This window comes from Nocardia carnea, from assembly GCF_029868855.1.
GTDB lineage: Bacteria > Actinomycetota > Actinomycetes > Mycobacteriales > Mycobacteriaceae > Nocardia > Nocardia carnea_A.
Genome location: NZ_JARWOV010000038.1, coordinates 1 through 12107, shown reverse-complemented (window position 1 = coordinate 12107; position 12107 = coordinate 1). Strand labels below are relative to the sequence as shown.

Genomic DNA, 12107 nt, shown 5'->3' with positions numbered 1-12107 from the left:
GGCGTACTCCATGCGCAGCGGTTCGGAGCGTGGTAGTCCTGGAAATACGCCCCGCCGCCGGGGGGCCCGCCCGGGGGGGGGGGCGGGGGGGGGGGGGGGGGGCCAGGGGCAGGGGGGCGGCGGCGGGCGCGCCGCCCCGCCGCCCCGCCCCCCCCCCCCCCCCCCCACCCCCCCCCCCCCCCCCCCCCCCCCCCCCCCCCCCCCCCCCCCCCCCCCCCCCCCCGGGGCGTATTTCCAGGACTACCACGCTCCGAACCGCTGCGCATGGAGTACGCCGGGCACCGGTCCGCGCAGCCGCGGATCTCGATACGGCGGACACCCAGGGGCCCGATAGCCCACGACCTCGCGGGCAGGCCGCCGGCGGGTCAGCGTGCGAAGGTTGCGGAGTGGGCCGCGGCGACCAGACGGACGAGATCGCCGGCCTCCGTCTCGTCGAGCACTGCGAATGCGGGGGCGATCAACTCGTCGGTCACCGATTCTGCCCGGTTCCAGGCGCTGCGGATGTTGTCGGTGATCTCCTCGAAAGGCTCGGGCCAGCCGTACCAGCGGGCCTGCCCGGGGCCGTCGTTGAGCGAGGAACCGGAGATCAGGACGGCCTGCAGCGGGGTGATACCGGAGGCGCGCACGGCCATCAGGTGCAGACCGCCGCGGAGTTCGCGCAGGACGTGCGCGAGTTGCATGACCCGCGCGGCCGGGTCGGCGGGCAGGGGCATCGCCCGCCAACCCGCGAACAACGGAACGCCGGCGGGATCGGCCGCCGTGGCAACGGTTTCCATGAGTGTTGCCAGCCGCGCAGCTTCCGCGAATCCGCCGAGTTTGCGCCGCCCGAACTCCTGGCAGGCCAGTGCGTAGCGCTGCGCGGCCTTCTCCGCCGGCATCGATACCGATTCCCACGCCGTGCGGACCGAATGGCCGGGGAAGAACCCGAATGCCGCGGTGACCACATCGGCATCCACCTCGCCGAGCACGCCACCGCGGCCGCGGGTGTAGGGGCCGAAGAACTCGTCGACACCGGTTTCGGCCGCGTACGTACGTGCCTCCCGGGAGAACATGAACCCGCCGCCGAGTTCCTGGATATGCTTGTTCACCGTTGCGCCGATCGACATTCCGACTCCTTCTCGCCTACCTCTTTCCCGTCACCGTAACGGGTTTGTACGCCGTACGGAAGGATCGTTCACCGAGGGATTCTCGTATGGTCGGCCCTCCGGTGCGGCACGGCCCGCACCGGACGCGAACCGGAGAGTCGCCGGCCGCCGTGCTCGTCGGCCATGCGCGGCCTGTCAGGAGAGGGTCGCCCGCCGCCGGAACCGGTTCGACGGTCCCGGTGCCGGTGCGCCCGCCCCGCCGCGTTCCCGGTCTCCGTCCCTGTCGGGGCCGACGGGCGCACCGCTCCGCAGTCCGGCGCCCGGGGGCCTGGACTTGTCGGTGTTGCTGTCGCCCTCGAGATGACGTCGGGTAGATCCGGATGGGCCGCAGCCGGTTGCCGATGAACGAGCTCGTCGCAGCACGGCCCGGGTAGGTGGGCGCCGACCCGGTGCCGGCGCCGAGCCGGCGACCGGCTCAGACCAGGGCGCTTCGGTTCTGCGCGTAGGCGATGATCTCCTCGGTGTAGTCCGAGAGCTCCCGCCCGGCATAACAGGCTCGCAGCTGCCGGATCGCTTCGTCGAGTTCCTGTCCCGGGCCGCGGTCGGCGAGCAGGACGACGATCGTCTCCCAGGTGCCGATGTGCGGATCCGCGCGCGCCAGGAGTTCGTCGAGGTAGCGGTCCGGTTCGACCAATTGCAGCGCGCGTCGCGCGCAGGCGTGGACCCGGCGGGGGAGTTCGGCGCGAACGGTGTCGATATCCGATTGCAGGACATTCCCGTCCGGGGCGGAGCGCAGGCTCCACGGCCAGTCCGGTTCGCCGGATACGTTTCCGGTGGTGAGTAGATCGGGGCCGGATGCCTCTTCCAGCGGTACGGCAGGCAAACCCAATCGGGCATTGCGCCAGTTCCCGAATTCCCACCACGCGGTCGGGGTGGCGGTCAGGTACAGATCGAATCGGAGTACCTGGTGCCCGTCGGTCCACATTCGGGACGCCCGGGTACGACCGACGGCGGCGACACCACCCGGTTCGATACGCACCCAGCGCGGATCGCTACCGTGGAATCCGTACGGCTCCAGCAACTTCTGCGTTTCCCGCAGCAGACGGCGCAGCGCCGGATCGGGTCGGACCATCCCGGCAGATTATCGAGTGGGTCCGACAGGTTCCCAATGTGCAGCTCACCCAACCGGCTACGGCAACTACCGGCCCCCGGATCCGTTGAATCCGGGGGCCGGGGCAGGCGGGTTTACGCGTGCTGCTCAGCTCGCGTGCTTGGCGGCGTAGCGGTCCGCGTACTCCTGGCGGGTGGTGGTGGACAGATCGACATCGGCGCCCTTGGCGCGCAAGGCTCCGACCGTCGCTTCCTCGCGGGTCTGGTGGGCGAAGGGATCCCAGTTCAGGAAGCGGCAGGCGTTCTGCCAGGTGATCTTGTCGATATCGGAATCGTCGGCGCCGACCCCCTCGAGTTCGCTCAGCACGAATTCCGGGGCGCCGGGCCAGAGCGAATCCGAGTGCGGATAGTCGCATTCCCAGGCGATATTGTCGATACCGATCTCGTGCCGGAGTTTCAGCGAGGTCGGGTCGGTGACGTAGCAGGCCATGACATGCTCGCGGAACACCTCACTGGGCATCTTGCCGCCGAAATCGCGGCGCAGCCAGCGCTGGTTGGTGTAGTGCCGGTCGGAGCGGTCCAGGAAGAACGGGATCCATCCGACCCCGCCCTCGGACATCGCGACCTTCAGCTTCGGATAACTGCGGAAGGCCGGGCCCCACAGCAGGTCCTGGACACCGATCAGCGAGATGCTGGGCGCGAGGACCATGAGATTGTCGATCGGCGCGTCCGGGGCCAGTTTGAGCACCCCGAAACCCTGTCCGATGTGCAGGTTCATGACGGTGTCGTTATCGCAGAGCGCCTGGAACACCGGGCCCCAGTAGTCGATGTCGTGGTAGCTGGGCAGGCCGTCGATATGCGGCAGTTCCGGCATGGTCACCGAACGGCAGCCCTTGGCGGCGAGCCGGTTGATCTCGTCGACGGCCAGCTGCGGTTCCCACAGCGGCAGGATGCCGATCGGGATGAACCGGCCCGGGTAGGCGCCCGCCCATTCCTCGATATGCCAGTCGTTGTAGGCGGAGATCATCGCGACGGTGATCTCGTCCATTCCGCCTCGGCTGAGATGCCCGGCGCTGAAACCGGTGAAGGTGGGAAAGCACATGGAGCCGAGTACACCGTTGGCGTCCATATCGCGTACGCGGTCGTGGATGTCGTAGACCGCGGGCCGCATCTCGGCATATCCGGCGGGATCGTAGCCCCACTCTTCGGGCGGCCAGGAGACGACCGCGTTGAGGCCGGTGACACCGGTGGGCCGGTCCCGGTAGATCCAGCGGTCGATGCCCTGGTCGTCCACGACGACCTTGGGTACATATTCGGCGTACTTCTTCGGCACGTGGTTGTCGAACATATTGCGCGGCTCGACCACGTGGTCGTCGATGCTCACCAGAATCATGTCGTCGATATTCACCGGATTCCTCGCTGTTCATGGTCGACGCCGGGCGTGCCCGGGCTGGGAGAGTAAAAATCTCCAATTATGAGAATTGCGCTCTCGATTGTGTTCGACGATACACCGCGGCCGGTGCCGGGTCGAGGCGATCGGAGCGGATCGTAGGCGTGCTCGGTGTGCCCGGCTCGCCCCTGCGGGCGGACTCCGCCGACGCGGACGCGCCGGAGTGCCCGCCCCTGTTGCCGGTCACCGACCGGCGGCGCTCAGCGCAACTGGTCCTTCATCACTTTTCCGGTGGCGTTGAGCGGAAGCTCGTCGAGGAACACCACCGACCGCGGCACCTTGTAGCCGGCCATTCGCTCTTTGGCCCAGGCGATCAGGTCGGCTTCGCGAACTGCTTCGCGCGCCACCACGAATGCTTTGCCCACCTGGCCCATACGCTCGTCGGGGACACCGATCACCGCCGCCTGGGCGACCGCCGGATGCTCCAGCAGGAACCCCTCGATCTCGGCGGGATAGGCATTGAACCCGCCCACGATGTACATATCCTTCTTGCGGCCGATCACCTTCAACCGGCCGCCGTCGTCGAGACTGCCCAGATCGCCGGTGTGCAGCCAGCCGTCGGCGTCGATCGCCGCGGCGGTGCCCTCGGGGTCGTCCAGGTACCCCTGCATCACGCTGTAACCGCGGATGAGCACTTCCCCGTCGTCGGCGATACGCAGTTCCACGCCGTCGCAGGCGGTTCCCGCGGTGGTGGCGATCTGCTCGAAGGTGTCCCCGGGCCGCGACGCCGTGGCCGTACCCGCTTCGGTGAGCCCGTATCCGGTCATGATCGATTGGAAGGGCAGTTCCTGGCGGACCCGGCGGATGAGGTCGACCGGGATATCGGCGGCCCCGGTGACCGCGGCCCGCAGCGACGAGATATCGCGTGTGCCCTCGTATTCGAGCAGGGAATGGTAGAGGGTCGGCGGGCCGGGAAGCATGGTGACCCGTTCGCTCTCCACCAGGTCGAGCACCTTGCCGACATCGAACACCGGTACCGGCAGCATGGTGGCGCCGCGGATCAGCGAGGAGACGATACCCGCTTTCAACCCGAAGGTATGGAAGAACGGGTTCACCATCAGATAGCGATCGCCCTCGCGGAGATCGGCCAGATCGCACCATTCCGCATAGAGCCGAAGCGTCTGCAGATGGTTCATCATGACGCCCTTGGGGCGCCCGGTGGTGCCCGAGGTGTAGATGATGTCGGCGATATCGGTGCCCGTCACCTCACGTTCGAACGGGGTGCCGCTGCCGAGGAAATCCGATTTCAGATCGAAGACCGGCACTCCGGGCGGTGCGGGATAATCGCCGCCGAGGAAGCCCTTCTGCACGAGTAGCGCCTTGGCGCCGCTGCGGCGGATCACATCGGCCGCTTCTTCGGCTTTGAACCGGGTGTTCACCGGCACCAGTACGCCGCCCGCGGTCAGCAGGCCGAGTGCGGCGATGATCCATTCCGCGGAGTTGGGCGCCCAGATGGCCGCCCGGTCACCCTTGCCGATCCCGGCTTCGGCGTACGCGCCCGCGGCCCGGCGGATTCGGTCCGCGAGTTCTGTATAGGTCAACCGCAGGTCCCCGTCCACCACCGCTTCGGCGTCACCGAAGCGGTCGGCGGTGGACAGGGCCAACTGCGGGATGGTCTCCCAGGTCATATGGTCCCGCTCAGACCTTCAGCAGCCGCGCCAGGTTGCCGCCCATGATCTTGGCCTGGTTCTCCAGCGGCATATCCTTGATCTCGTGGATGTAGCGGGCCGGTTCGGCCAGCCCCTCCGGATGCGGCCAGTCGGAACCGAACAGCACATGATCGGCGCCCATGACCTCCGAGAGCCGCTGCAGATCCTCTTCCCAGAACGGGCTCACGTAGAGGCTGCGTTTGATGGCCTCGATCGGGTTCTGGAAGCCGAAGCCCTCCGGTGCCTTCTTGTAGACATCGGACAGCTGCTGCAGCAGCGGTTCGAGCCAGGCCGAACCGTTTTCGATCACCGCGATCTTCAGATCCGGGAAACGGTTCAGCGCACCGTGGCAGACCCACGACGCGACCGCGTCGGTGACCGGCCGCCACTGGTTGGTCATCGCGAAGGTATTGGTCTGGAACGGCAGCATCTCCTTGTCGCTACCGTCCCATTCGGCGTCGAAACGTGAGTAGCCGCTGTCGGATGAGTGCATGGTGACCAGTACGTCGAGTTCGACGACGCGCTTCCAGAACGGATCGAACTCCGGCAGCGCGAACGAGCGCATACCTTTGAAGCCGGGGACCGGAGCCGGGCGCACCAGGATGGCCTTGGCGCCGTGTTCGACAACGGCCCAGTTCAATTCGGCGATCGCCCGTTCGACGATCGGCAGGGTGATCACCGGAACGGTGAAGATCCGGCCGGAGTGCACGAAGTTGCCGTCCTGGCCCCAGTCGTCGAGCATCCAGCGGTTCAGGGATTCGATCACCGCGTGGATCAGTTCGGGATGGTGGCGCATCCGCTCCTCGACCAGGCTGGCCAGGGTCGGGAACATGAGCGCGCGCTGCAACTGGAGGTCGTCCATGACCTTCAGCCGTGCCTCCGGGTCGCGGAAGGCGTCGATCGCCTTCATCGATTTTCCGAAGATCTCGCGCCGGCTCTTGCCCTCGGGATTGCCGTGCTTGAAGTAGTCCTCCATCGCGCCCGGGCGGGCGACGACCTCGAAGGTGGGGTTGGGGATGTACTCGCTGATCTGGCCGAGCACCGCGATCTTGGTGCGGCCGTTGATCTCGACGTACTGGATGGCCCCCTCGTACTGCTTGGGCAGGTGGCGGGTGAGCGCCTCCTTGGTCTCGTAGAGGTGGTTGTCCGCGTCGAAGAGCTGGTAGGGCAGCTCGACTTTACTCATGAAATCCTCCTTGGCCTTTAATGAGAATCGTATTCTCATTATGGTTCGGTCGCAATGACCTCGTCGCCGGCCGCCGTGGCCGCGGCATGCGCCGTGGCCAGCTCGCGCCGGATGACGAACTTCTGGATCTTTCCGCTGGGGGTCCGCGGGAAGTCGGTGACGATGTGGAGCTCCTCGGGCCACTTCTGCCTGGCCAGCCCCGCCTGTGCGAAATGCGTGCGCAGCGCCTCGATATCAGGTTCCGGGTGCCCCGGTAGGCAGCGCACCACCGCGGCGGTGCGTTCCCCCAGTCGTGGGTCCGGGACGGCCACCGCGACCCCTTCGGCCACGCCCGCGAGCGTGAGCAGCACCTCTTCGACCTCGAGTGCGCTCACGTTCTCCCCGCCGCGAATGATGATGTCGGATTTGCGGTCGGTGATGGTCAGGTAGCCGTCCTCGTCGAGGGTGCCGATATCGCCGGTGTGGTACCAGCCGTCGGCGTCGAAAGCGTGTGCGGTGAGGTCGGGGTCGGTGTAGCCCAGGCAGAGATCCGGTCCGCGACTGATGATCTCGCCGTCCTCGGCGATCCGGAATTCCACACCCGGTAGCGCGTGACCGTCGGTGAACAGGCGCTTGTCCGCGGGTTCGGTGGCCAGTGAGCCGGTGATCGACGGATGTTCGGTACTACCGTACGAGCGGAAGACCCGGATGCCGAGGCCTTCGAGCCGGGTGCTGACCGCAACCGGAACCGCGGCCCCGCCGAGTCCGGCATAGCGCAACTGGGCAAGATGCGCGGGTCGGTAATCGGGGTGGTCGAGCAGGCTGGTGACGAAATAGCTGACTCCGCCGCCCACGCAGATGTTCTCGGTGGCCATGAGCTCGAGCACCCAGCCCGGATCCCAGACATCGAGCAGATGGATCGGCGCGCCGTCGAGCACCGGGATGAGCAGGGCGTTGAGCATGCCGATGAAATGGCCGACCGGTGCCGAGGTGAGTTGATCGCCGCGGTCCGCCGGGTACATTCCGGCCAGCTGCCGCACTTCGTAGCCCAGGGTGTTGTGACTGTGTACGACCCCCTTCGGGCTCCGAGTGGTTCCGGAGGTGAAGGCGATACAGGCGGGGCTGTCCGGATCGGTGGTCAGTACACCGGGCAGCGGTTCGGGGTCGAGCAGGTCGTCGAAATCCCGGTCGACCACGCCCACCGCCGATACACCGGCGCACAGCTGCGGGTCGAATTCGTTGTGTCCGAAGCGCTCGCAGGTGATGAATGCTTTCGGCGCGACCGCGCCGAGGATGTAGCCGAGCTCCTTGGGGCCGTAGAAATGCGCGATGGGCACCACCGTGGTGCCGAGCAGGGCGCAGGCCCAGTAGGTGGCGGCGGCCTCCATCCAGTTCGGGAGCTGGAAGGCGACGATGTCACCGGGGTTCACGCCGCGCCGGTGCAGTCCCGCCGCCAGTCGGCGGGCGGTTCGTTCCACCTCGGCGAAGGTGCCGGTGTACGGGCGGGTTCGCGAGTGCACGGCGAAGGTTGTGCCGGGGGCTGCCGCGAGACCGCGGGCGAGGAGTTCGCCGAGGGTTTCGTCGGTCCACCAGCCCGCTTCGCGGTAGGCGCGGGCCAGATCGGCGGGAACCCGGCGGGTGGCCGGGCCGGGCCCCGTTGCCGAGCGTGACTGTGCAGGGTCTTCGCTCGTGCGCCATGAATGTGGCATATATCGAACTCCGATCCGAGCGCCGGAAACCAGCGGCAAAGTATATGGTTCTCTATGCAAGAGAATCATATTTCCGTCAAGGAGAACAAGTCGTGATCGAGCTCGAACTGGCGGACGGACTGGCCGTCGTCACCATCAACCGCCCGCACGCTCGCAATGCCATCGCCCTGGACACGATGGACGAGCTCGACAAGGCGATCGACGGGGCGGCCGGTGCGCGGGCCCTGGTGATCACCGGAGCCGGCGACAAGGCCTTCGTCTCCGGCGGCGACCTCAAGGAACTCGCCGCGCTACGCACCCATGAGCAGGCCGCGGCGATGGCGACCCGGATGCGGCAGGTATGCGACAAACTCGCCGGATTCCCCGGGCCGGTGATCGCCGCGCTCAACGGACACGCCCTGGGTGGCGGGGCCGAGGTGGCCGTCGCGGCCGATATCCGGATCGCGGCGGCCGATATCAAGATCGGGTTCAATCAGGTCGCACTGGCGATCATGCCCGCCTGGGGCGGGGCCGAGCGGCTGACGCGACTGGTCGGCCGGAGCCGGGCGCTGTTGCTGGCCGGTTCGGGGGAGATCCTCACCGCGCCCGATGCCGAGCGGCTGGGTCTGGTGGATCGGGTCCTGCCGCGCGCGGAGTTCGACGCGGGCTGGCGTTCGCTGGCGCGCACGCTGGCCAACCCGTCTGCCGGTGCGATCAAACGGGTGATCGACGGGGCCACGCCACAGGAGGCGGTGGACGCCTTCGCCCGGTTGTGGGTTGCCGACGCTCATTGGGCCGCGGCCGACCGGGTGATGAACCGCGGGAAATGAGATAGGCGGTGCGGCGCCTACTTCTCCAGGAATCCGATTTCGCGCTCGGCGAAGGCGAAGGTCTCGGCGTGCCCGGCCGTCATTCCGAGTGCCTGTTCCAGTACGACCATCCGGGCCGCGCCGGTCATCAGCACCGACAGCACATCGGCGGGGAAGCGATCGGTATCCACCCCGTAGCCCTCCAGCATCCGGGCCAGGGCCTCGGTCTGTGCCGCACGGAACTGTTCGGAATAGCGCGCCACTTCGGCGCGGATGGCCGGCCGGTGATTGGCCAGGCCGACGAATTCCATGGTGAAACGCGCCGCGGTGGCATCGGTGCTGAAGGTCCACAGCGCGTGCAGCGGACGCTCGGATTTCAGGACCTGGGCCAGGGTTTCCAGGCCTTGATCGGCGCGGCGGCGGAACAGCTCCAGGAACAACTCGTCCATGGAGCGGAAGTAGTAGTGCACGAGCTGCGGTTTGAGGCCGGCATGTTCGGCGATGCGCCGCGAGGTCACCGCCGCCCATCCCTGTTCCAGCATGAGCTCTTCGGCGGCGTCCATCAGGACACCGCGGTTCTTGGCATCGGGTGCGCCGAGCCGGCGGGGTGCTGACATGGTGGTGCCTCCTCCTGAATCGCCGCGCGGCCGTGGCGGTCTCGTGATCACCGGGGATGGTATCCCGGACGCCGCGACTGTTGACGTTCGCGTGCCGCGCATGCTAAGCATGTGCTCAGCATCACATCTGAGCAGTCGCTCAGCAAGGGGCGCCCGCATTAACCGGTAATCCACGCTCGAGCACACATCTCTGCTGATATCAGGAGGTTCCCGTGACCGATTTCGATACGGTCGACTACTTCACCGACCCGGCGCTGGTGCCCGATCCGCACCCCTACTACGACCATCTGCGGGCCAAATGCCCCGTGACGCGGGAACCCAACTACGGCGTGTACGCGGTCACCGGCTACCAGGAAGCCAACGACGTCCTGCGCGACTCCGACTCCTTCTCCTCGTGCATCGCCGTGGGCGGGCCCTTCCCGCCGCTACCGTTCACACCCGAGGGCGATGACATCACCGCGCAGATCGCCGCGCATCGCACCGAACTGCCGATGTACGAGCATATGGTCACCATGGACCCGCCGGAGCACACCGACGCCCGGTCACTGCTGAACAGGTTGCTCGTTCCTTCGCGGTTGAAGGAGAACGAGGAGTTCATGTGGAAGCTGGCCGATAAACAGCTCGACGAATTCATCGACGACGGCAAATGCGAATTCCTCGGCGCCTACGCCAAGGTCTTCACGCTGCTGGTGATCGCGGACCTGCTGGGTGTCCCCGAGGAATATCACGAGGAACTGCGCATCAACCTGGCCGGTGGGCCGACCGTGGGTTCGATCGAGAAGGAGATCGTGCCGGTCAACCCGCTGGAATGGCTGGACAACCTGTTCAGCGAGCTGATCTCCGACCGGCGGCGCAACCCGCAGGACGATGTGCTGACCTCGCTGGCCGGCGCTAAATACCCGGACGGGTCGACACCCGAGGTCACCGAAGTCGTCCGCACCGCGACCTTCCTCTTCGCCGCGGGCCAGGAGACCACCGCCAAACTTCTCGGCAGCGCCATGCAGTTCCTGATCACCCGCCCCGAACTGCAGGATGTGCTGCGGGCGGACCGCAGCAGGATCCCCGTCTTCATCGAGGAGACCCTGCGGATGCAGGCCCCGGTGAAGAGCGGTTTCCGGCTCGCGAAGAAGGCCGTCGAGGTCGGAGATGTACCGCTGACCGCCGGTGATCTGGTGATGGTGTGTCCCGGCGCCGCCAACCGCGACCCGCGCCGTTTCGAGAACCCGCACGAATTCGATCTCGACCGGCCGAACTTCCGCGAGCACATGGCCTTCGGCCGCGGTGTGCACACCTGCCCGGGCAGCCCGCTCGCGCGGGTGGAGGGCCGGGTGTCGCTGGAACGGATCCTGGACCGGATGCTCGATATTCGGGTGGATCCGGAAAAACACGGCTCCGCCGACGATCCGGTGTTCCGGTTCGAGCCGACCTTCATCCTGCGCGGCTTGTCCGATCTGCACATCACCTTCACGCCGAAATCCTGAAAGCACCTCCGCAGCAACGGAAGCCGGCAGGCGTGCTGCCGCAACGAGAAATGAGGAAGTCATGACCGGACGGGTCGAAGGAAAGGTCGCGTTCATCACCGGCGCGGCCCGCGGTCAGGGCCGCAGCCACGCGGTGCGGCTGGCCGAAGAGGGCGCCGACATCATCGCCATCGATATCTGTAAACCCATCGACACGGCGGAGATCCCCCCGGCGACACCCGCCGATCTCGCCGAAACCGAAGAACTCGTCAAGGCCACCGGCCGCAAAATCGTCACCGCCGAGGTGGACGTGCGCGACGCCGACGGTCTGAAGGAGGCCCTGGCCGAGGGTGTCGGGAAGCTCGGACGCCTCGACATCATCGTCGCGAACGCCGGTATCGCCAGCGGCGGTGACACCCTGGCCGAGACGGCCGAGAACGTCTGGCAGGAGACGATCGACATCAACCTCAGCGGGGTGTGGAAATCGGTGAAAGCCGGTGTCCCGCACATCCTGGAGGGCGGCCGCGGGGGTTCCATCGTGCTCACCAGTTCGGTCGGCGGTCTGAAGGCCTACCCGCAGACCGGCCACTACGTCTCCGCCAAACACGGTGTCGTCGGCCTGATGCGGGCCTTCGCGGTGGAACTCGGCCAGCACATGATCCGGGTGAACTCGGTGCACCCCACGCACGTGAGTACCGCCATGATCATGAACGAGAAGACGTTCCAGATGTTCCGCCCCGATCTGGAGAACCCCACCGCCGACGATATGGCGCCGATCTGCCAGATGTTCCACACCCTGCCGGTGCCGTGGGTGGACCCGATCGATATCAGCAACGCCGTGCTTTATCTGGCTTCGGATGAAGCCCGCTACCTCACTGGCGTCACGCTGCCGGTCGACTGCGGTTCGATGCTCAAATAGGGCGTGGCACCTCTGGTGGGCCCTCGCCGGTACCCGGCCGACCCGAATCGGGCGGCCGGGTACCCCGCGGGTGGCGGAGGGAAGCCCGTCTCCGCAGTGGTGTGTTTCCGGCCCGCCTGCAACGGCGCGCCGCGGCCGACGGGGTGATGCGGTAC

General features: G+C 67.1%; 11 protein-coding genes. 3 read left to right on the top strand and 8 right to left on the bottom strand.

What is annotated here, in order from left to right:
• From QH195_RS03005 to QH195_RS02975, 7 genes are all read right to left on the bottom strand, one after another.
• On the bottom strand, window positions 1-266 hold a 266-nt coding region (locus tag QH195_RS03005; RefSeq protein WP_280434250.1), incomplete at its 3' end, for a hypothetical protein.
• A gap of 99 nt (window positions 267-365) precedes the next feature.
• A complete protein-coding gene (locus tag QH195_RS03000) occupies window positions 366-1106 on the bottom strand; it encodes an SCO6745 family protein (RefSeq protein ID WP_280434249.1) in 741 nt (246 codons plus the stop codon).
• Window positions 1107-1560: 454 nt separating this feature from the next.
• The gene (locus QH195_RS02995; protein ID WP_280434248.1) at window positions 1561-2217 is read right to left on the bottom strand and encodes a hypothetical protein; all 657 of its coding nucleotides are present in this window, start codon (window positions 2215-2217) and stop codon (window positions 1561-1563) included.
• 126 nt (window positions 2218-2343) lie between these two features.
• Window positions 2344-3603, bottom strand: coding sequence for an amidohydrolase family protein (locus QH195_RS02990; RefSeq protein ID WP_280419830.1), 1260 nt, complete (start codon window positions 3601-3603; stop codon window positions 2344-2346).
• Between the two features lie 242 nt (window positions 3604-3845).
• A complete protein-coding gene (locus tag QH195_RS02985) occupies window positions 3846-5273 on the bottom strand; it encodes a FadD3 family acyl-CoA ligase (protein WP_280434247.1) in 1428 nt (475 codons plus the stop codon).
• Between the two features lie 10 nt (window positions 5274-5283).
• Window positions 5284-6480: an amidohydrolase family protein gene (locus tag QH195_RS02980; protein ID WP_280419832.1), complete on the bottom strand. Its 1197-nt coding sequence runs from the start codon at window positions 6478-6480 to the stop codon at window positions 5284-5286.
• Between the two features lie 38 nt (window positions 6481-6518).
• Window positions 6519-8168, bottom strand: a complete 1650-nt coding sequence (locus tag QH195_RS02975) for an AMP-binding protein (RefSeq protein ID WP_280434246.1) — start codon at window positions 8166-8168, stop codon at window positions 6519-6521.
• Window positions 8169-8260: 92 nt separating this feature from the next.
• Between QH195_RS02975 and QH195_RS02970 the strand changes: the two genes are divergently transcribed.
• Entirely contained in the window at window positions 8261-8977 is a 717-nt protein-coding gene (locus tag QH195_RS02970; protein WP_280434245.1) for an enoyl-CoA hydratase/isomerase family protein, read from the top strand.
• A 17-nt stretch (window positions 8978-8994) separates the two neighbouring features.
• Here the strand turns inward: QH195_RS02970 and QH195_RS02965 are convergent, their stop codons facing one another.
• A complete protein-coding gene (locus tag QH195_RS02965; RefSeq protein ID WP_280419835.1) occupies window positions 8995-9573 on the bottom strand; it encodes a TetR/AcrR family transcriptional regulator in 579 nt (192 codons plus the stop codon).
• A gap of 212 nt (window positions 9574-9785) precedes the next feature.
• Here QH195_RS02965 and QH195_RS02960 point away from each other — a divergent pair, with 212 nt between their 5' ends.
• On the top strand, window positions 9786-11054 hold the full coding sequence (locus tag QH195_RS02960) for a cytochrome P450 (RefSeq protein WP_280434244.1): 1269 nt from the start codon (window positions 9786-9788) through the stop codon (window positions 11052-11054).
• A gap of 61 nt (window positions 11055-11115) precedes the next feature.
• On the top strand, window positions 11116-11952 hold the full coding sequence (locus QH195_RS02955; protein ID WP_280434243.1) for a mycofactocin-coupled SDR family oxidoreductase: 837 nt from the start codon (window positions 11116-11118) through the stop codon (window positions 11950-11952).
• The last annotated feature ends 155 nt before the right edge of the window (window positions 11953-12107 follow it).

Bases quoted from the DNA above. Each gene is read 5' to 3' on its own strand.
- QH195_RS02985 (WP_280434247.1), bottom strand. From the start codon at position 5,273: ATGACCTGGGAGACCATCCCGCAGTTGGCCCTGTCCACCGCCGACCGC.
- QH195_RS02955 (WP_280434243.1), top strand. From the start codon at position 11,116: ATGACCGGACGGGTCGAAGGAAAGGTCGCGTTCATCACCGGCGCGGCC.
- QH195_RS02995 (WP_280434248.1), bottom strand. From the start codon at position 2,217: ATGGTCCGACCCGATCCGGCGCTGCGCCGTCTGCTGCGGGAAACGCAG.
- QH195_RS03000 (WP_280434249.1), bottom strand. From the start codon at position 1,106: ATGTCGATCGGCGCAACGGTGAACAAGCATATCCAGGAACTCGGCGGC.
- QH195_RS02980 (WP_280419832.1), bottom strand. From the start codon at position 6,480: ATGAGTAAAGTCGAGCTGCCCTACCAGCTCTTCGACGCGGACAACCAC.
- QH195_RS02965 (WP_280419835.1), bottom strand. From the start codon at position 9,573: ATGTCAGCACCCCGCCGGCTCGGCGCACCCGATGCCAAGAACCGCGGT.
- QH195_RS02975 (WP_280434246.1), bottom strand. From the start codon at position 8,168: ATGCCACATTCATGGCGCACGAGCGAAGACCCTGCACAGTCACGCTCG.